The organism is Streptomyces kryoterrae (genome assembly GCF_054072135.1).
The window spans coordinates 9,405,041-9,424,041 of sequence record NZ_CM133358.1; the positions used below are offsets into that span (position 1 = coordinate 9,405,041).

The 19,001-nt window shown below is 71.0% G+C and carries 21 protein-coding genes; 6 read left to right on the forward strand and 15 right to left on the reverse strand.

Going from position 1 to position 19,001, the window contains the following annotated elements; translation table 11 throughout:
* Window positions 1–6: 6 nt before the first annotated feature.
* The 3 genes from ACW4TU_RS42020 to ACW4TU_RS42030 all read right to left on the reverse strand — a co-directional run bounded on the left by ACW4TU_RS42020 (window position 7) and on the right by ACW4TU_RS42030 (window position 3,258).
* Window positions 7–828, reverse strand: coding sequence for an alpha/beta fold hydrolase (locus ACW4TU_RS42020; RefSeq protein ID WP_457422285.1), 822 nt, complete (start codon window positions 826–828; stop codon window positions 7–9).
* 172 nt (window positions 829–1,000) lie between these two features.
* Window positions 1,001–2,167 (reverse strand): serine hydrolase domain-containing protein, encoded by a 1,167-nt coding sequence (locus ACW4TU_RS42025; protein WP_457422287.1) that lies wholly within the window; start codon window positions 2,165–2,167, stop codon window positions 1,001–1,003.
* Between the two features lie 122 nt (window positions 2,168–2,289).
* Window positions 2,290–3,258, reverse strand: coding sequence for an acetylxylan esterase (locus ACW4TU_RS42030; protein WP_457422289.1), 969 nt, complete (start codon window positions 3,256–3,258; stop codon window positions 2,290–2,292).
* A gap of 133 nt (window positions 3,259–3,391) precedes the next feature.
* Here ACW4TU_RS42030 and ACW4TU_RS42035 point away from each other — a divergent pair, with 133 nt between their 5' ends.
* Window positions 3,392–4,750, forward strand: a complete 1,359-nt coding sequence (locus tag ACW4TU_RS42035) for an 8-oxoguanine deaminase (RefSeq protein ID WP_457422291.1) — start codon at window positions 3,392–3,394, stop codon at window positions 4,748–4,750.
* Window positions 4,751–4,759: 9 nt separating this feature from the next.
* Here the strand turns inward: ACW4TU_RS42035 and ACW4TU_RS42040 are convergent, their stop codons facing one another.
* The 3 genes from ACW4TU_RS42040 to ACW4TU_RS42050 form a co-directional block, all read right to left on the reverse strand.
* Window positions 4,760–5,356 (reverse strand): Rv1733c family protein, encoded by a 597-nt coding sequence (locus ACW4TU_RS42040; RefSeq protein ID WP_457422293.1) that lies wholly within the window; start codon window positions 5,354–5,356, stop codon window positions 4,760–4,762.
* Window positions 5,357–5,466: 110 nt separating this feature from the next.
* Window positions 5,467–6,252, reverse strand: coding sequence for a ferredoxin reductase (locus tag ACW4TU_RS42045; protein ID WP_457422295.1), 786 nt, complete (start codon window positions 6,250–6,252; stop codon window positions 5,467–5,469).
* Entirely contained in the window at window positions 6,245–6,850 is a 606-nt protein-coding gene (locus ACW4TU_RS42050; RefSeq protein ID WP_457422297.1) for a sulfite oxidase-like oxidoreductase, read from the reverse strand. Before ACW4TU_RS42050 ends, ACW4TU_RS42045 begins: the two co-directional genes overlap by 8 nt.
* A gap of 226 nt (window positions 6,851–7,076) precedes the next feature.
* Here ACW4TU_RS42050 and ACW4TU_RS42055 point away from each other — a divergent pair, with 226 nt between their 5' ends.
* The 3 genes from ACW4TU_RS42055 (at window position 7,077) to ACW4TU_RS42065 (ending at window position 9,766) form a co-directional block, all read left to right on the forward strand.
* On the forward strand, window positions 7,077–8,024 hold the full coding sequence (locus ACW4TU_RS42055; RefSeq protein WP_457422299.1) for a quinone oxidoreductase family protein: 948 nt from the start codon (window positions 7,077–7,079) through the stop codon (window positions 8,022–8,024).
* The gene (locus ACW4TU_RS42060) at window positions 8,021–8,737 is read left to right on the forward strand and encodes a GNAT family N-acetyltransferase (RefSeq protein ID WP_457422301.1); all 717 of its coding nucleotides are present in this window, start codon (window positions 8,021–8,023) and stop codon (window positions 8,735–8,737) included. Before ACW4TU_RS42055 ends, ACW4TU_RS42060 begins: the two co-directional genes overlap by 4 nt.
* 207 nt (window positions 8,738–8,944) lie before the next feature.
* Entirely contained in the window at window positions 8,945–9,766 is an 822-nt protein-coding gene (locus tag ACW4TU_RS42065; protein ID WP_457422303.1) for a putative protein N(5)-glutamine methyltransferase, read from the forward strand.
* Between the two features lie 72 nt (window positions 9,767–9,838).
* Here the strand turns inward: ACW4TU_RS42065 and ACW4TU_RS42070 are convergent, their stop codons facing one another.
* The gene (locus ACW4TU_RS42070) at window positions 9,839–10,372 is read right to left on the reverse strand and encodes a hypothetical protein (protein WP_457422305.1); all 534 of its coding nucleotides are present in this window, start codon (window positions 10,370–10,372) and stop codon (window positions 9,839–9,841) included.
* 214 nt (window positions 10,373–10,586) lie between these two features.
* Window positions 10,587–11,564, reverse strand: coding sequence for a fibronectin type III domain-containing protein (locus ACW4TU_RS42075; protein WP_457422307.1), 978 nt, complete (start codon window positions 11,562–11,564; stop codon window positions 10,587–10,589).
* Window positions 11,565–11,813: 249 nt separating this feature from the next.
* Between ACW4TU_RS42075 and ACW4TU_RS42080 the strand changes: the two genes are divergently transcribed.
* Window positions 11,814–12,539 (forward strand): glycoside hydrolase family 75 protein, encoded by a 726-nt coding sequence (locus ACW4TU_RS42080; RefSeq protein ID WP_457422309.1) that lies wholly within the window; start codon window positions 11,814–11,816, stop codon window positions 12,537–12,539.
* A 74-nt stretch (window positions 12,540–12,613) separates the two neighbouring features.
* Here ACW4TU_RS42080 and ACW4TU_RS42085 read toward each other — a convergent pair whose 3' ends face one another.
* The 3 genes from ACW4TU_RS42085 to dhaK form a co-directional block, all read right to left on the reverse strand.
* Window positions 12,614–13,051 (reverse strand): PTS-dependent dihydroxyacetone kinase phosphotransferase subunit DhaM, encoded by a 438-nt coding sequence (locus ACW4TU_RS42085; RefSeq protein WP_457422311.1) that lies wholly within the window; start codon window positions 13,049–13,051, stop codon window positions 12,614–12,616.
* On the reverse strand, window positions 13,044–13,643 hold the full coding sequence (gene dhaL / locus ACW4TU_RS42090) for a dihydroxyacetone kinase subunit DhaL (protein ID WP_457422313.1): 600 nt from the start codon (window positions 13,641–13,643) through the stop codon (window positions 13,044–13,046). The genes ACW4TU_RS42085 and dhaL overlap by 8 nt, the downstream gene beginning before the upstream one ends.
* A gap of 95 nt (window positions 13,644–13,738) precedes the next feature.
* Window positions 13,739–14,731, reverse strand: a complete 993-nt coding sequence (gene dhaK / locus ACW4TU_RS42095) for a dihydroxyacetone kinase subunit DhaK (RefSeq protein WP_457422315.1) — start codon at window positions 14,729–14,731, stop codon at window positions 13,739–13,741.
* Between the two features lie 874 nt (window positions 14,732–15,605).
* Here dhaK and ACW4TU_RS42100 point away from each other — a divergent pair.
* Window positions 15,606–16,109, forward strand: a complete 504-nt coding sequence (locus ACW4TU_RS42100) for a hypothetical protein (RefSeq protein WP_457422317.1) — start codon at window positions 15,606–15,608, stop codon at window positions 16,107–16,109.
* Window positions 16,110–16,353: 244 nt separating this feature from the next.
* On the opposite strand, the gene ACW4TU_RS42105 is transcribed toward ACW4TU_RS42100, so the two are convergent.
* From ACW4TU_RS42105 to ACW4TU_RS42120, 4 genes are all read right to left on the reverse strand, one after another.
* Window positions 16,354–16,737, reverse strand: a complete 384-nt coding sequence (locus ACW4TU_RS42105) for a peptidase inhibitor family I36 protein (protein ID WP_457422319.1) — start codon at window positions 16,735–16,737, stop codon at window positions 16,354–16,356.
* 85 nt (window positions 16,738–16,822) lie between these two features.
* Entirely contained in the window at window positions 16,823–17,209 is a 387-nt protein-coding gene (locus tag ACW4TU_RS42110) for a peptidase inhibitor family I36 protein (RefSeq protein WP_457422321.1), read from the reverse strand.
* 51 nt (window positions 17,210–17,260) lie between these two features.
* Complete coding sequence (locus tag ACW4TU_RS42115) at window positions 17,261–18,319, reverse strand: hypothetical protein (protein WP_457422323.1); 1,059 nt, start codon at window positions 18,317–18,319, stop codon at window positions 17,261–17,263.
* Window positions 18,320–18,753: 434 nt separating this feature from the next.
* Window positions 18,754–18,969, reverse strand: coding sequence for a hypothetical protein (locus ACW4TU_RS42120; protein WP_457422325.1), 216 nt, complete (start codon window positions 18,967–18,969; stop codon window positions 18,754–18,756).
* Between the last annotated feature and the right edge of the window lie 32 nt (window positions 18,970–19,001).

Sequence of the window (19,001 nt, forward strand, 5' to 3'; positions counted from 1 at the left end):
AACCTGTCAGCTCTTGATGAACTCCAGCAGGTCGGCGTTGAACGCCTTCTCGAAGTCGCCCACCAGGCCGTGCGGGGCACCCGGGTAGACCTTCAGCGTCGAGTCCTTGACCAGCTGGGCCGTCTTCTCCGCCGACGCGGCGATGGGCACGATCTGGTCATCGGCGCCGTGCGCGATCAGCGTCGGTACGTCGATGCGGCCCAGGTCCTCGGTGAAGTCGGTCTCCGAGAACTGCTTGACGCAGTCGTAGGCCGCCTTGAGCCCGACCTGCATGCTCCACAGCCAGAACGCGCGGCGCATGCCCTCGGACGGGGTGGCGTCCGGCCGGTTGAAGCCGAAGAAGGCCTCGCTGAGGTCCCAGTAGAACTGCGAACGGTCCGCCTCGACGCCCGCGCGGATACCGTCGAAGGCCTCGATGGGCGTGCCCTCGGGGTTGGTGTCGGTCTTCAGCATCAGCGGCGGCACCGCGCCCAGCAGCACGACCTTGGCGACGCGACCCGTGCCGTGCCGGCCGATGTAGCGGGTCACCTCGCCGCCGCCGGTCGAGTGACCGACGAGGATGACGTTGTCGAGGTCGAGCGACTCGATCAGTTCGGCCAGGTCGTCCGCGTACTGGTCCATGTGGTTGCCCTGCCACGGCTGTGCGGAACGGCCGTGCCCGCGCCGGTCGTGCGCGATGGCCCGGAAGCCGTGCTCGGCGACCAGACGGGACTGGCCCTCCCACGCGTCCGCGTTCAGCGGCCAGCCGTGGCTGAACACCACCGGCTGCCCGGTGCCCCAGTCCTTGAAGAAGATCTCGGTGCCGTCGGAGGTGGTGAACGTACTCATGGGGGTGTGCCTTTCGAAAGGTAGGGCGTAATCGGACAGGCACACGATCTGCCGCGCGCCGTCCGGTCATACCCCGACGCTATGCGCCCACGACCTCCACTGAATCTGTCATCTGACTGCACCTGCCACTCACCCTGTACGACCCAATGCTCATTTTCAGTCCTTACTCGCGTCAGAGTGCGCTGTACACGGCGTCGATCAGCGCCATCTTCCGCGGGTCGTCGGCGATACGAGGACCCATACGGTTCATCACATAGCCCATCGACACTCCGCCGTCCGGGTCGGCCAGCCCGCAGGAACCACCGAACCCGTCATGGCCGTACGCCCTCGGGTTGGGCCCGTACGAGCCGTTGGTACCGCTCAGCCACAGCCCGAGCGCGATCTCCGTCTCGTGGTCGAAACCGGCGCCGAGCACCAGGTCCCGGCAGCTGCCCTGCCCCTCGCGCACCCGCTCGGCCGCCTCGGCGGAGAGGACGCGCAGGCCGCCGTACGAGCCCTGGCCGGCGAAGACGCCGTACAGCGCGGCGATCGCGCGTGCCGTGCCGTGGCCGTTGGCCGCCGGTATCTCGGCGGCCCGCCACTCGGGGCTGTTCGCCTCCACGGGGCCCGTGAGGGGATTGGCCAGTGCGGCGATCGCCGTGGGCGTCAACTGGGCGAAGATCGCGGCCTGTTCGCTGGTCGAGGCGGCCGGTGGTCGCACCAGCTCGGCGGCCCGCCCGGCCTCCTTCTCCGGCAGCCCGATGGTGAAGTCGATGCCCAACGGCCCGGTCACCTCCCGCTCCAGGAAGGCGCCCGGCAGCAGTCCCGACACCCGGCGGACCACCTCACCGACCAGGAAGCCGTACGTCAGCGCGTGATAGCCGGACCGCGTCCCCGGCTCCCACCAGGGCTCCGTCGCCGCCAGTCGGCGGGTCGTCAGCTCCCAGTCGTAGAGGTCGGCGAGCGAGTGCGGCTCCCGCAGGCCGGACAGGCCCGCCCGGTGCGACAGCAGGTGGCGTACCAGCACGCCCTCCTTGCCGGCCGCAGCGAACTCAGGCCAGTACGCGGCCACCGGGGCGTCGAGGTCGAGCAGCCCCCGGTCGGCGAGGATGTGCGCGCACAGCGCCACCGGGCCTTTGGACGTCGACCACACGTTGACGAGCGTGTCGCGCTCCCACGCGCGTGTGTGCCCCGCGTCGGCCCAGCCGCCCCACAGGTCGACCACCGTCTCGCCGCCGACCGTGACGCTCACCGCCGCGCCGAGCTCCCCACGGTCACGGAAGTTCTCCTCGAACGCCGTGCGCACCGCCGAGAAGCGTGCGTCGCAGTCGCCGTGAGCGTGTGGCACGTGCTCGGACATGGGCCCTCCGTGGTCCGCCGGAACACCGGGCCACGACGCTGTGACCCGGCACCGATGAACATACCGACTGGTCGGATCGCGTGGAAGGTGTCGGAAACGACCAGTTCCGGGTTACAAGCGCGTCAGGCGTACGAGCGCAGCCAGCTCACCTTCGTCGCCTCCTGGAACGGCCCGCCGCCCTCGTGGTCGTTGAAGTCGTAGACCTCGATCTTCTTGTCGTCGTTCGCCCAGGCGTTGAAGGCCGCGAAGACCGTGGACGGCGGGCAGGTCTGGTCCTCCAGGGCCGTCGAGAAGAGTGCCGGGGCCCGGCCGCGGGCCGCGAAGTGCACGCCGTCGAAGTAGGCGAGTGTGTTCAGCGCGTCGGCGGTGCGGCCCCGGTGGGTCTTGAGGTAGCTGCCGATCTCGCGGTAGGGGTGACGGTCCGTGAGGGTCGCAGCGCGCGGGAAGTCGCACAGGAACGGCACGTCCGGCGCGACCGCGACCAGGTCGGGGACCAGTCCGCCGACCGCGAGCGTGATCCCGCCGCCCTGACTGGAACCGAGGGCCACCGTGCGCGCCGCGTCGACCAGCGGATGCGAGCGGGCCGCCTCCACCGCGCGCACCGCGTCCGTGTACACCCGCCGGTAGTAGTAGTTCTCGGGGGCGTCGATGCCACGGGTCATGAATCCGGGGTACGAGGGCGAGTTGCCCACCGGGTCGGCCGTACCACCGCCGCCGCCCCAGGCGCTGCCCTGGCCGCGCGTGTCCATGGCGAAGTGGGCGCGGCCGGTCGACGCCCACAGCAGGTGTTCGTGCGGCAGACCACGCCCGCCGCCGTAGCCGATGAACTCCACGACCACCGGCAGCGGCTCCGAGGCACCGGCGGGCAGCCGCAGCCAGCCCTTCACCGGGTGACCGCCGAATCCGGCGAACGTCACGTCGTACACGTCGACGGTGGTCAGGCCCGTGTCCACCAGCTCGAAACGGGCGTCCAGCTCGTGTTCCCGCGTCTCCTGGAGGGTCTTGGACCAGAAGGCGTCGAAGTCCTCGGGCTCGACGGACGCGCTGCGGTACTCCTGGAGTTCGTCGAGAGGGAGGTCGAACCGGGCCATGTCGGACCGCCTTTGCGGGGTGGTGGCAAGCGCTTGCGGATGATCACACCGTACGTGGGCGGGTCGGCGACCCGCCAGGCCTCATACCCCGGGCAAGGCCCCCGCGAGGACCGCTCACCTCTACGATGACGCCATGCCGACTGCTGTGGAACTCCTGGTCAGGGACGCCGAGCTGCTTGTCGTGGACGGCGTGCGCGAGATTCCCGGCGGGTGGGTGGCCGTCGACGGCGGGCGCGTCACCGCCGTGGGCGCCGCCGGGACCGAGCCCGAGGCCCGGACGACCGTGTCGGCGGCCGGGCGGCTCGTCACCCCGGGCCTGATCAACACGCACCACCACATCTACCAGAACCTCACCCGCTCCTACGCGCCCGCCGTCAACGGCAGCCTCTTCGACTGGCTGACCACGCTCTACCCGCTGTGGGCGGCACTCGACGAGGAGGCGGCGTACGTGTCCGCGTACGTCGGCATGGCCGAACTCCTCATGGGCGGCTGCACCACCTCCTCCGACCACCTCTACGTCCATCCGCGCCCCGGACTCGTCGACGCAGAGATCCGCGCCGCCCGCGACATCGGCTTCCGCTTCCACGCCACGCGTGGCTCGATGACCCGGTCCGTGGAGGACGGCGGACTGCCGCCCCGGAGCGTCACGCAGACCGAGGACGAGGTCCTCGCCGACAGCGAGCGCCTCATCAAGGCCCATCACGACCCGGAGCCGGGCGCGCTGATCCGGGTCGCCCTCGCGCCCTGCTCGCCCTTCTCGGTGACCAGGGAGCTGATGACGGCCACCGCCGAACTCGCCGAGCGGTACGACGTACGCCTCCACACGCACCTCGCGGAGGACCACGACGAGGACACGTACTGCCTGGAGACCTACGGCTGCCGGCCCGTCGAGTACTTCGAGGAGGCCGGCTGGATGAGCGACCGCACCTGGGTCGCGCACTGCATCTATCCCAACGACGCCGAACTGCGCCGACTGGCCGCCGCGGGCGTCGGTGTCGCGCACTGCCCCAGCTCCAACATGCTCATCGGCGGGGGCACCGCCCGCGTGAAGGAGATGCGCGAACTGGGTCTGCCCGTCGGCATCGGCTGCGACGGCTCCGCCTCCACCGACCACGCCTCGCTCTGGATGGAGACACGCGGCGCCCTGCTCCTCGGCCGTTACCGGGGCGGGCCCGGTGCGATGACCGCGCGCGACGCCCTCGACATCGCCACCCGGGGCTCGGCGCGCTGCCTGGGTCGCGCCGACGAGATCGGGCATCTGCGGCCCGGCGCCTGCGCCGACCTCGTCGTGTGGGACCTGCACGAGGTCGCGCTCGCCGGTGCGCTCAGCGACCCCGTGGAGGCGTGGCTGCGCTGCGGACCGGCCCGCGCGTGGACGACGGTCGTCGCCGGCCGTGTCCTGGTCGACCGGGGCGAGCCCGTCCTGCCGGGCCTGCGGGACGCGCTCACCGACCATCGCCGGATCGCCCGCCGGATGCAGGAGATGGTGTAGGGACCACCGTCACGCCCGCCGTCCCGTCCACTTCGGCTCCGTACGCGCCCACGCGCGTTCCCACTCCACGAGCCGGCGCTGAACGACCGTACGGCGTACGGCGGTTCGGGCGAGGAGGACGACCCCGGCGGCCAGGCCCGCGGCACAGATGCCCACCGCCACCGTGTGCTGCCGGACCGCGACGGCGCTGGGCGGCGGCGCGACGGGTCGCCCGAGCGCGTCGAGCCACAGGACGACGGTGTCACCGCGCCGCGTACCGGGCGGCACGTGCGCCGTAGCCGTACGCGCCCCCGCACCCGGCTCCGTCCACAGCACCCGCACCCGGTACAGGTGCTGTCTGCCGGCCACCGCCGAGGGCGCCGCTGCCCCGGCTCCGCCGACCGCCACCGCATGGACGCGATGACGCTCGGCCCGCTGAACGGTGGCCGTCGCCCGCGCCTCGTCGTACGCCCACCGGGCCGTGACCACGCCGACCAGGGGCGCGCCGACGCACAGCACCACGGCGACGGCGAGCACCGCCCACGCCTCCACCACGTCCGACCGGCGGCGCAGCGGATTCCGCCGCCAGCGCCAGCCGTACACCCGCGTTCGCCCTCGGACCGCCACCCGTCCATCGTCGCGCGCGACACCGGCCCGACGGGAGCCGCGCACGAGGGTCGGCCCGTGCGACCCGCCCGCGCCCCCGTGGGTCCGGCGCACCACCGTGGGCTGCGTCCTCAGCCGAAGCGTTCGATCCGGATCCGGTCCACGGGCTGGCCCGCCGCCACCAGCAGCCGCGAGGCGTGCTCGGCGAACGCGTTGGAGCCGCACACGTACGCCTCCCACCCGCCCGGCGGCTGCTCGGCGGCCAGCAACGGCGCCACCTGGGAGGCCGCCAGCCGCCCGACCGGCAGACCTTCGGGCGCCCGGCGGGTGAAGACGGGCGTGGTCTCGGCCCCGTACTCCCGCGCGTAGATCAGCTCCTCGGGACTGTGCGCCGACACCAGCAGCCGCAGCGGCACGGTCAGTCCGCGCTTGCGGTGGTGCCGGATCATCGACATCAGCGGTACGACCCCGGAGCCGGCGCCGATCAGCAGCGCGGGACGGTCGCCCGGCCAGGCGAAGAAGCCGCTGAGCGGACCCCGTACCTCCACCTCGTCGCCGGGCTTGGCCAGCGTGTGGAACCAGCCGGACACCTCGCCGCCCTCGACATGGTCCAGGGTCAGTTCGACGTGCCCGGCGTCTTCCGGGGGCGAGGCGATCGAGTAGTGCCGCTGGGCCGTGTAACCGTCGTCGGCCCTCAGCCGCAGCATCAGGTGCTGGCCGGGCAGATGACCCGCCCAGCCGGGCACCGCGAACCGGAAGGTGGACGCGTGGGGCGTCTCCCGCCGGACCTCGGTGAGTGTGGCCGTCTGCCAGCGGGCCGCCTCGCGGTTGCTGACGGCGATGCGGCCGGGCACGGCGAACCGGGTCGGGGGCACGAAGGTGTCGGCCGACGTGGTGTCGGAGGTGTTCCTAGTCACCGGAGTACCTCTGCTCCTCCCACGGGTTCCCGCGCGCGTGATAGCCGTTCTGCTCCCAGAACCCCGGCTCGTCGTGGTCGAGGAGCCGCAGGCCGGCGATCCACTTGGCGCTCTTCCAGAAGTACAGATGCGGCACCAGCAGCCGTGCCGGGCCGCCGTGTTCGGCGGCCAGTGGCCGCCCGTCGTACTCCCAGGCGATCCAGGCCCGGCCGCCCGTGAGGTCGGCGAGCGGGAGGTTCGTGGTGTACCCGGTGTGCGAGTAGGCGACGGCATGGGTGGCGGACGCGTCGGGCCGCGCCGCGTCGAGGAACGCGTCCAGGGACACGCCCCCGAACCGCACCCCGAACTTCGACCAGCTCGTCACACAGTGGATGTCGCCCTCGTACGCCGACGCGGGCAGCGCGTGGGCCTCGGCCCAGTCCCAGGTGTGCGGCGCGGCCACCAGGCCGTCGATCCGGAAGGACCAGTCCGCGGGCGTCAGATCGGGGGTGACCTCGGCGGACAGGACGGGCCAGTCGTCGCCCGCGTCGTACTGGCCGGGCGGCAACCCGGCGTTCTGGACGCGCGGGCGTCCGGTGAAGCCTCGGGTGACGTTCATAGGGTGGGCGCCTCACGGTCAGGCCTGGTCAGTGGGTACGCGTACCACCGTACGGGGTCGCCGCGCCTGCCCCTGACCCCGGGCCCGCGGTGATCATTGCGGGCGTATGAACTCTCCCCAGGTCTCTGCAACCCCGGGAATAGCACTCCCGCGATCGGCCTTGCCGTGAGTGCGGGTTGTGGTGATCGGCGCCGGCCGGTCTGTTGGCTATGGAGAGTGGGAGCAGATGCCCAAGGCGTACGTCTTCACACGGTTCGGCGGTCCGGAGACCGAGGCGTTCGTCGACGTGGACCGGCCGCGCCCCGGTCCCGGACAGCTGCTCGTGGCGGTGCGCGCGGCCGGCGTGAACCCCGTCGACTGGAAGCAGCGCACCGGCTACGCCCGTGCGGGCGGCGCGGCGCGCGAGCTGCCCGCAGTCTTCGGCAACGAGGTCGCCGGGGTGGTCGCGGAGATCGGCGAGGACGTCATCGGCTTCGCCGTCGGGGACGCGGTCTTCGGCAACCCGGTCGCCGGCGGCTACGCCGAGTACGCGCTGCTGCCCGTCACGGTGACCGCGCCCAAGCCCGGCTCGCTGTCCTTCACGGACGCGGCGGCCCTGCCCGTCGCGGCGGCCACCGCGTACGACGGGGTCGACCAGCTCGCCCTGCCGGAGGGCGCGACCCTGGTGGTCACCGGCGCGGGCGGCGGGGTCGGCGCCGCGATCCTCCAGATCGCCCGGACCCGGGGACTGCGCGTCGTCGGGGTCGCGAGCGACGGCAAGAAGGACTTCGTCGAGTCGCTGGGCGCGGTGCACGTCCCCTCCGGCCCCGATTTCGCCGCCCGGGTGCGGGCGGCGGCCCCGGAGGGTGTCGACGGCGTCTACGACCTGGTCGGCGGTGAGGTGCTCGCCGAGGCGGCGACCCTGCTGACCGACCGCACGAAACTGATCACGGCGGGCGCGCCCGCGGACGTCGCGGAGCGGCTCGGCGGTGCCCGGGTCGCCCGTGCCCGCGACGCCTCAGTCCTCCAAGCGGTCGCGGACCTCGTCGTACGCGGCGACCTCACACCGCACGTGACCCGCACCTTCCCGCTCGACCGGGCCGGCGAGGCGCTGCGTACGGTCGAGGAGGGCCACGCGCGCGGGAAGACGGTCCTCGTGGTCGGGGCGGCGGCGGAAACCGAGGCCGGCGCATGAGCACGCCACACCCTCTCGATCAGCCCGCGCTCGCCGCCCTTACGGGCCCGCACGCCCACTTCGCCGAATGGCGGGGCCGGATCGTCCGCTACCCGGTCGATGTGACGCCCTGGCTGGCCCTGCCCGCCGAACTGGACGACCGGGACTGGGCGGACCTCGCCGCGTTCGCCGGCCCCGGCGCCGATGTCCCGCTGCTGGGTTTCCAAGGGCAGGTCCCGGACGGCTGGGAGATCACGTTCCACGCTGAGGGCGTGCAGTTCGTGGACGACGGACTGGCCGCCGCCCCGGACCCGGAGGCCGTGGAGCTGGGCCCGGCCGACGTGCCCGAGATGCTGGACCTGGTCGACCGCACCAGGCCCGGCCCCTTCCTGCCCCGCACCATCGAACTCGGTACCTACCTCGGGATCCGCCGGGGCGGGGCGCTCGTCGCGATGGCGGGGGAGCGGCTGCATCCGCCGGGCTGGACCGAGATCAGCGCGGTCTGCACCGACCCGGCCGCGCGCGGCGAGGGCCTCGCGACCCGGCTGATCCTCGCCGTCGCCCACGGCATCCGCACCCGCGGTGAGACCCCGTTCCTGCACACCGCCGCCGAGAACACCAACGCCATCCGGCTGTACGAGTCCCTCGGCTTCCGGCTGCGCCGCACCACCGCGTTCATGGGCGCCCGTGTACCCGAACGCCTGGGCGACGAGCGGGAGTTGGCGGTGCCGTAGCCGGTGCGACTGGAGTTGGGGCGCCCGGACCGAACTGTTCGGGTACTGTTGCCGTCCGGCTGTGGAACGCCCCAGCCGGACATCACCTGGGAGGTGAGACCCATTACCGCTGTGTCAGCTCGGGTGCTCTCACCTCAAGGCAGCACGGACCGCCTCCGCTAGGCGACCGCGAGAGCGCCCTTCGGCTTCCGAAAGGCTCTCGGCTTCATGCCACCCAGATCTTCCAGTTCTTCAGGTTCTTCCAGTTCCTCTTCGTTCGACTCCTCCCCGGCCTCCGTCGCCGCCGCCCTGCGCGCGGCCGGCTGTGTCTTCGCCGAGGACGAGGCACGGTTGATACTCTCCGCCGCCCACGATCCGGCGGAGGTGGCCGCCATGGTCGCCCGCCGCGCCTCGGGCCTGCCGCTCGAACACGTCCTCGGCTGGGCCGATTTCAGCGGCCTGCGCATCGCCGTGGAGCCCGGTGTCTTCGTGCCGCGCCGACGTACCGAGTTCCTGGTCGCCGAGGCCCTCGCCCAGGCCCCGGACGCGTCCGTCGTCGTGGACCTGTGCTGCGGCTCGGGCGCGGTCGGCGCCGCGCTGGCCGCCGTACTCACCGGAGTCGAACTGCACGCCGCCGACATCGACCCCGTGGCCGTGCGCTGCGCCCACCGCAATGTCGCCGCGTACGACGGCCATGCCCACGAGGGCGACCTGTTCGACGCCCTGCCCGCCGACCTGCGGGGCCGGGTCGGCATCCTCGCGGCCAACGTGCCCTACGTGCCCACCGAGGAGGTCGGCCTGCTGCCCCCGGAAGCGCGCGACCACGAACCCCTGGTCGCCCTGGACGGCGGCGGCGACGGCCTCGACGTGCTGCGCCGGGTCGCTGTCGGGGCACGGCATTGGCTGGCTCCCGGCGGCTGCCTCCTGGTCGAGACGAGTGAACGCCAGGCGCCGGCGGCGGTCGCGGCCTTCGAGGCCGGCCGCCTGGTCACACGGCTCGCGGTGTCCGAGGAGATGTACGCGCATGTGGTGGTCGGAGTCCGGCCCTAGGCGCGCAACGGCCGGTGGCCGTCCGCGCGAGGGTGCTCGCGCGGACGGCCACCGGCCGTGTGTGGTCCGGGCTCAGAGCCGGTAGGGCTTCGAACGCCGGCGCAGTACCCACGCCGTCGCCACGAGCCCGCACGCGACCAGCGCGCCGCCCGCCGCGAAGGTGAGGGTGCCGTAGTCCTCGGCGGCGCCCCCGAGACCGCCCATGACGCCCCGGGTGGGGGAGGCCGTGGCGGAGATGGTGGGCGTCGAGGCGGTACTGACGATGACGGCCTGGGAACCGGCGGTGGCGCCGTTCGCGCACCGCACGGTGACGGTGTAGGTGCCGGTTCCCACGTTGGACCAGACGGCGGACTGGCTGGTGCTCGTCCCCGAGAGCGTGACGACACGCCCGTCGGCGAAGGACCGCTGGCTGCTGTCGAGGAGCGAGGCGCTGCCGTAGCCGCTGCCGCTGCTGGTGGGGCACGCGCTGGTGGTCACCGAGACCGTGGAGCCGCTGGTGCTCACGGAGATCCCGGCCGCCGAAGCCGTCTGGGCGGTCAGGGCGAGCGTGAGCAAGGCGGCTGACACGGTCGGGCCGGATCGGAGGAGGAGGGGAACGGTTCGCATGTGGACTGCCCTTCGGTGGCACGGTTGGCGGTACGTCCCATGCGCCGCCGAGGGTCGGGGATCGCCCGTGCCGCCTCGGAGCCAGCCAAAGTGCTCCCGGCCCGGCCCGCACCTGGACAGCCACCGGGCAGGTGACGGATTCGTTCGTACGGCGCACCGCTGATGGGCTGTCAAGACGATCCGGGCCCCGGCCCGACTGCGTCGCCCGCACGCCCTACGGCGCCGTCACCGCCGTCCGCTCCGCCGAGAACCCGCCCCACGTCCCGTCCGGCAGCCGCGCCCTGATCCGCACCCGGTACGCGGCCCCCGTCTCCCGGCCCACGTAGAAGCTGTACGACGCCCGTTCGCGCGGGGCGGGCCCGCCCCACACGAGGGACGTGGCCGAACGCCCGTCGAGCTGGATCTCGTACTCCGTGATCAGACCGTCGGTACGCGGCGGAGTCCAGGACAGGTCGAGGTAGTACGCCCCGTCCGTGCGACGGGTCGCCGTACGGAAGGCGGTGGGGGCGGTGGCGCGACCGTCGTCGGTGCCGGGGGCGGTGGTGAGCCGTACGGGTGCGCCTGCGGGGGAGACGTTGTCGGCGGCGTCGCGGGCGCGGACGGTGAAGGTGTAGCGGGTGCCCGGCCGCAGCCCGGTGACCATGGCCGTCGTCCGGTCCCCGCCGACGGTGTGGATTCTCGACCCGCCCTGGTGGATGTCGTACGAGACCACACCTCGCTCGTCCGTCGACGCGCCCCAGGACAGCTGGACCGACCGGCTGCCGGCGGGTGTGCCCCGCGTGCTGCCGGGGCGGGTGGGGGCGGTGGTGTCCGTGGCGGACGAGGCGGGGGTCGTCGCCCGGACACCCTCGCTGCGTGGCCCGAAGCGCCCGTCGGTGTTCCGCGCCCGCACGGTGAAGACGTACGCGGTGGACGGGGCGAGGCCGACGACGTCCACCATGTACTCCGAGCCGGGTACCTCCTTGACCTTCACCGAGCCGCCATACACCTCGTACGCGGCGGCCTCGGGCCCGTCCGGCGCCCGGTTCCACATCACGTGCACGCTCGTGGCGCTGCCCGCGGCGGCCGTGACCCCGGCCGGGGCGGGCGGGAGTCGGCCGTCCGTGCCGCTCCCGTCCCCGCTCCAGGCGCAGGAGACGGTGAGCAGCAGTGCCCCGCAGCCGGACGTGACGTACCGGGCGACGCGTCGCACAGCTGCTCCCCCCTCCGACCTCCCTGCGCGGCATTGGTCCGGACCAATATGGACCTGGTGGGGCGTGTGCATCAAGAGGGGTGCGGAACAACTGTCGTCGCCGGACCCGAGCCGACACGTACTCAGGTGCCCAATCCCTGTCGGGAGTTCGGGGCATGCACCGTACGGCCCCCTAACGGTGGCCGCGTGATCGGACCGGCACCAGATTGGACCGAGTGTCCGTCAGATCCCCCAGGAGAGGCCCCTATCGTGCGTGTCCAGACGCTGACGCTCGCCGTGGCCGGCGCCGCCCTGCTCGCCCCGACCACGCTGCCCGCCGCCGTCCGCCCGAACGAGCCGGTGCGGTACGAGGGCAGCGTCCGGGCCTCCGACCTGCTGGCCAGGGTGCGTGACTGCGCTCCCGTGTCCAACGGCCACTACCGCAGCGACTCCGGAGCCCGCGCGGACATCCCCGTCTGCGGCACCGAGGACGCCGTCTTCTGGAAGGCCGACATGGACATCGACTGTGACGGCCGGCCCGGTCCACGGTGCAACGGACGCACCGACCCGTACTTCGCCGACTCCACCGCCTTCCAGCAGTCCGACGGCCGCTATCTGGACCCCGAACGCCTGCCGTTCATCGTCGTCCCGATGGCCAGCGGCATCTGGAACTACCGCGACCACGGCATCCGGGGCGGCTCGGTCGCCGCCGTCATCTACAAGGACCGTGTGCAGTACGCGGTCGTCGGCGACACCGGCCCGCAGGACATCATCGGTGAGGCGTCCTACGCGACCGCCGCGGCGCTGGGCATCAACCCTGACCCGCACGGCGGCGGAACGGCCTCCGGCGTCACGTACATCGTCTTCAAGAACTCCAGGGTGTCGCCGATCGAGAACCACGCGGCGGCGGTGGAGGCGGGGGAGCGGCTGGCGAAGCAGTTCGTCGGCCCGACCGCCGAGGGCACCGCGAGCGACGAGACCGTGGCCGGCGACTGAGCCGGCCTGTGCGGGGGAGGGGGTGGCGGGCCGGTCCGAGAACCGTTCCCCGCTGCTTCCTCCCCCGCGCTCGCTCACACCTTCCGGTACGTGTACGCCTCCGAGGCCGCCGCCTCGACCGCCGCGAGGCCGGCTCCCGTCGACGCCGTGACGACCGCGGCGACCGCACCCTCGACGAACGGGGCGTCCACCAGCCGGGTGCCGTCCGGGAGTTCGTCGCCCTCCGCCAGGAGGGCCTTCACCGTGAGGACCGCGCTGCCCAGGTCCGCCAGGACGGCGACCCCGGCACCCCGGTCCACGGAACGGGCCGCCGCGGTGATCAGTTCGGAGCTCGTGCCCAGCCCGCCGGACTTGGTGCCGCCTGCCGCCGCGACGGGAACGTTGGCCCCGCCGCCGACGAGTGCCCGGGCCAGCTCCGCCACCGAGGCGGCCACCGCCGCGCTGTGCGACACCAGCACCACCCCGACCAGTCGCTCGCCCTTCTCGCCGTCCAGGCCGGTCCCGTCACTCACCGGCGGTCTCCGCGAGCGTCGCGATCAGCAGGGCCGCCGAGGTGGCCCCCGGGTCCTGGTGACCGATGCTGCGCTCGCCGAGATAACTCGCTCTGCCCTTCCGGGCCTGCAGGGGAGTGGTCGCGAGGGCGCCCTGTTCGGCGGCGGTGCGTGCGGCGGCGAACGACTCGGTGAGGGCGTCAACGGCGGGCACGAGAGCGTCGATCATCGTCTTGTCGCCGGGCGTCGCCCCGCCGAGCGCCATCACCGCGTCGACCCCGACGCGCAGCGCGTCCGCGAACTGCTCCGCGCTCACCTCGGCCGCCTCGCCGAGCGCCTTGCCCGTCCGGCGCAGCAACGTGCCGTACAGGGGGCCCGAGGCTCCGCCGACCGTCGAGATGAGCCGGCTTCCGGCGAGAACGAGAACGGCGCCGGGAGTGTCCGGCACCTTCTCCGCCACGACATCGGCCACGGCGTCGAAGCCGCGTCGTAGGTTGCTGCCGTGGTCGGCGTCGCCGATCGGCGAGTCCAGGGCGGTGAGCCGCTCCGCCTCGCGGCCTACGGACACGGACATCGCCGTCATCCAGCGGCAAAAGAAGTCGGCGTCGAGCACTGGATCTCCTTGCGTGGTAGGTACGTTGGTCGCTGTCTCTCCCGGAGAGCGGTCCGCCGCCCCGGGCGATGACTGCCCCGCGCGTCCGGCGGGGATCACATGCCCCAGCGCAGACCCGCCGTACGCACCGGCGCGTCCCACAGTCGCAGCAGTTCCTCGTCGATCTCGCACAGGGTCACCGAGGCGCCGGCCATGTCGAGCGAGGTGACGTAGTTGCCGACGAGTGTGCGGGCCACGGCGATCCCGCGACCGCTCAACACCCGCTGCACCTCGGCGTTGAACCCGTACAACTCCAGCAGCGGCGTCGCACCCATCCCGTTGACCAGGACCAGCACGGGATTGCGCGGGTCGAGATCCTCCAGCACGGCCTCCACCGCGAAGTCGGCGATCTCGCCCGAGGTCATCATCCGCCGCCGCTCCCGGCCCGGTTCGCCGTGGATGCCGACGCCCAACTCCAGCTCGCCCGGCGGCAGTTCGAAGGTGGGGCTGCCCTTCGCCGGGGTGGTGCAGGCGCCGAGTGCGACGCCGAAGCTGCGGGAACTGTCGTTGACCTGCTGGGCGATGGAGCGCACCTGTTCCAGGGGGCGCCCCTCGTCAGCCGCCGCACCGGCGATCTTCTCCACGAACAGGGTGCCGCCCGTACCGCGCCGCCCGGCCGTGTAGAGGCTGTCGGTGACGGCGACGTCGTCGTTGACGAGGACCTTCGCGACCTGGATGCCCTCGTCCTCGGCGAGTTCGGCCGCCATGTCGAAGTTGAGGACGTCGCCGGTGTAGTTCTTCACCACGAACAGGACGCCCGCCCCGCTGTCCACGGCGGCCGCGGCCCGCACCATCTGATCGGGCACGGGAGACGTGAACACCTCACCCGGACAGGCCGCCGACAGCATCCCGGGCCCCACGAACCCGCCGTGCAGTGGCTCGTGCCCCGACCCGCCACCGGAGACGAGGGCCACCTTCCCGGCTACGGGCGCGTCCCGCCGTACGATCACCCGGTTCTCCACGTCGACGGTCAGCTCGGGATGGGCGGCTGCCATGCCCCGCAGCGCGTCCGCGACCACGGTCTCCGGAACGTTGATGAGCATCTTCATGGGTACCTCCTGGTGAGATTGACAGACGAGCCTCTGGCCTATGTTCTTGCAGGTCAGAGCTAGGGTCGTTCAGTTATTGATCTTGGCGGTTCATGGTGGTCGGAAGCGGGCTCTGGTGGTATCGATGGTGACTCAATGCCGACTTTGATGACGGCTCGTCAGAAATGGCTTACGTGTAGTTAGGTGGCTTTGGGAGCCGTCTCTCTCGAAAAGTATCAACGCTGAGTGAGCGGGGGGCACGTGTGCGAACGCTAACGGGAGTGTGAGGGTCGCATGGTCATTGGTTTCCCTGAGGCACCGCTGGGGCGCCAGGTCGGCTTGTGGCTCGCGGTCGGCAAGGGCGGGTGGTGTCGTGGAAGGTAGACACAGGGTAGGGAGCCCGCCAGAAGGTTCTGCGGGTGTTGGTGGTATGGCAGACACGCGCTTGTGACCTGCGCGAATGTCGGATCGGATCGGAAAGGAGGGACTCGGATTCTGACCAAGCGCTCTCCAGCACCGCCGGTGCTCGCCAGATTCTCCCCAGGGGCGGCCCGGCCTCCCCAGTCACCGCCCCCGCGCTGCCCCTCCCCGACTGGGGCACGCAGCGGTCGTCCTGGCGCGACAGCGACGTGACGGTCACCGGCGACGCCGAGCTCGCCGCACGCTTCCTCGACGCCGTCAACGCCGTCTGACCGGTGCACGGGAAGCCTGCCTCCCGGGCGGACCCGGACCGCTTGTCCGCTACTTCCGGTGGTGGCGGGTTCTGGCCGGAGTGTCTCGCTTCGAGGACACTCCGGTGGCTCCCAGCGCGGTCGCTGTTCCAGAAGTGCGCGACGCAGGAGCTGCCCCCTCGGGCTGCGGGGCTGGTCACACGGGGAGGCAGTGAACTCCTCCAGTGACGCGCGCCCTGGATGCGTGCTTCGGTGAGCTGTTGCGGCCGCACTGGCCCCGCATCCGGGATGTCGTGCGCCGCGACGTCGAGTTGCGCGTCCGTGCCATGCTCGGCGGCGGTGTCCAAGCGTTGCTGAACGGTTTCTGTCCGCCGGCCCGCTGGGACTCGCCGGTGCTGGAGGTGGCGTATCCCGTCGACCGCGAGCCGCATCTCGACGGGCGAGGGCTCCTTCTGGTTCCTTCCTTCTTCTGCTGGCGTCGGCCCACGGCCATCGCCGACCCCGCGCTTCCCCCGGTGCTCGTCTGTCCAGTGCCGAGGACTCCGTTGGACGGTGTCCGGGCAACCGACGATGGAGTCGCACTGCTGCTCGGCCGAACCAGAGCCGCTGTGCTCGCCGAATTCGCCCACATGCATGACGGAACCTCGTCAGATGTCGCCGAAGCGGTCGGGATCAGTCCTGCAAGCGTCAGTTACCAGTTGGGGTTCTGCGCGAAGGAGGGTTCGTGAGCAGTCACCGGGACGGCAAGTACGTTCTGCATGCCTCGACGCCTTTAGGGATGCGCCTGCTCGGGACCGAGTGATTTCAGGACGGAAGAGGCGACGCGAAGGCAGCCGAGAGCCTGGGACGGGTTCCTCGGTTCAACCAGCCGGTCACAGTGAGGTGCCGGCACCTTGGGTGGTCCGCTGCGGGAGAACACAGCGGACCACCGAGATGCCGGCGGGATGTTCGGTGGTGAGCCTGGTGCCAGGATCAGCAGCCGCTGGTCCATTCGTGCGAGCTGCCGCGGTCGTTGTCCGCCGAGCTGTAGGAGTAGGACTGGTTCGGGCTGACACAGATCGTCTCGGCGCCCAACTGCCAGAATCCGTCGTACACCTGCACATGGGCAGGAATTCCCGGGCCCGTGATGCCGCGGTTGATCCAGGAGGAGTCCTGGTTGTTGATGTTGCTCTCCCAGTACCCGTCGTCGCCGTACCAGCTGATCCACTGTCCGTTGTAGTCCCGGTCGGTGGTCACGCAGAAGTAGCCGCTTCGGCAGTTGTTGGGATCTCCGGCATAGGCGACCCCGGGGGCCGCCGCAAAGCCGGCCGCCACGAGCACCAAGGCCACCAGCCGTGCCGTCCTCGTCTTGTTCATCTCAGGTGAGACCTTTCGTCCAGTTGCCCCGGTCGGACCGACGCCGTCGGTGGCAGCGCCTTTTCTGCTGGTGCGTCGGCCGATGTCAGCAGCCCCTGGTCCATTCGTGCGAGCTGCCACGGTCGTTGGCGTCGTCGTTGTGGAAGACGTACGAGCCCGGATTGACGCAGATGGTCCTCGCGCCCAGCTGCCAGAAGCCGTCGTACACCTGCACCGAGGCGGGGATTCCGGGTCCCGTGGTGCCTCGGTTCGCCCAGGAGGAGTCCTGGTTGTTGATGTTGCTCTCCCAGTACCCGTCGTCGCCGTACCAGTTGATCTGCAGCCCGTTGAAGTTGTCGTCCGTCGTCACGCAGAAGTAGCTGACGGGGCAGACCGGAGCCGCCTTGGGGGCCGCCGAAGCCGTCTGGGGAGCGGTGAGGCCAACAGTCGCCGCGAAAGCGACGCCGGCGAGCAGGGGCAGTTTCTTACGCATACATGATCTCCTTGGAGTGTGAACCCTTGGGAAACGTGACGGCTTCTTGGACTACCCGCCGTCGGTGAGAAGGCTTTGGGCGCGTGCCAGTGCGTCGACGCTCAACCTGCGCTGCATTTCGATCTCCGGTTTACGGAATGCCCGCTCTTTGGCGCCATAGTCATCGGCGAGTTGCTGCCCCGTCCGGGCGAGCCGACTGGAACGCACGCAGATGGCTTCGGTTACGGCGAGCTTCCGTTGCGTGGACTTCTTGAGTGTCGCGCCGAGTTTCTTGGAATCATTGACGTACTGTTCGCGCAACTGCTGGGGACTTTCGACCCGATGCCCCTTTTCGGACATACAGCGAGACCACAGGGAGAGTTTTTTCTTGTACGCCGGGTCCCTGAATACCTTCGGATCTCTCTCGGAATTCAAATTGCCAACAATGGTGTCGGACCTGTACCAGGCGAAGAAATCTCCGTAGAGCTTCCCCTGCGCCTCGGACATGCAGCCGTCTGTATTGGTCTTCAGCGTGTAGCCGTTGGTGAGGCGCACGGCCACCGTGTGGGTGCCGGATCCACCGAGCGCTGACTGGTACAACCGCTGGCGACTCGCGGAGAGGCTCTGGAAGTAGCGAAGGTTTCGGTTGTAACGGGAGGGCGGGGACTCGCCGTGGTCCGTATCCCCGAACCCGTACTCGAGGGCCCAGTCGACGTCGTCGATACCGTAGGGAAACCTTCGGCGTGCCTGATCCTCGTCTTTCGCGGTTTCACGATCGGTGCGAGAGGAAACTGCTGTGTCGTACCAGAAACCATGCGCTTTCATGCAGGCCCCCGTCAGATACAACTCGGCGCGGTCCAGCGTCTCCCGTTCCGCCGTCGTGAGACTCCGCGCGGAGCGCTCGGATTCTCTGTCTCCCTTTGCGGAAAGCGTCTGTCCGCATGAACAGGTCACCGTTGCCAGGATCAGAAGAACGCCCGCAGACCGAAGGGATGGCCATTTTCGCAAAAGTCGCACAGTTCCTCCGTGAGCAGCGAAGTGTCGGCGGTGGAGAAAGCATCTGCGAATCGGGTCCATGCCCGCAATCATTTTGATGTCGTTCGAAGTGTGGACGCCGAAGAAGATGTACACCTGGGTCCGCTTCGTACAGCGAAGCGTCCGGATCCATCGAGCGTGACGGACGGACCCGGACGTCTGCCTGCGGCACCGGCGGGGATGGGCCGGCGTACTTCCGCACACCACCGCAGCCGGTGGGCGGCAGTCCGGACGGCAGTCCGACAGGATATGGGCCTGCTGCTGCGCCGGCGGGCCGTCGGATCCCCGGTCCGGGCTGTCCGGTGTTCCACGAGTGCCGCCCCCGTCGGGGAAGCCTGGACGTCCCTTTCGGGCCCCTGGCCGACCTGTTGGGGGCGGCCCCGGGCCGTCGCCTTGTACACCGCGGCGGCCGGCCCCACCGGGGGGATCGCCCGGGTCGCGGGTGTCTCCGCGTCCTCGGCCGGCCGGCACGCGACGGCGCTGCGCAACGCAGGGCTGATGACCACCACCCGGCTGGGTGCGACCGTGCTTCACACGCTGACCCCGGTGGTGGCGTCCATGCTGCGCGTGGCCCGGCCGTCCGACACCCGCTCTGACGGTCGTACGGCCTGCCCGCGTCTCTTGCCCTGGGCATCCTCACGGGACTGGTCAAGCCGATCGCTGGCTGTCGCCGCCTTGTAGTGCGTGGCCGTGTCGACGGAGACCAGAGCGCTGAACCCGTCCCACCGCAGGGAGTACGCGAACACCCGGGTCTCTTCACACCACTGGGTGCACGACG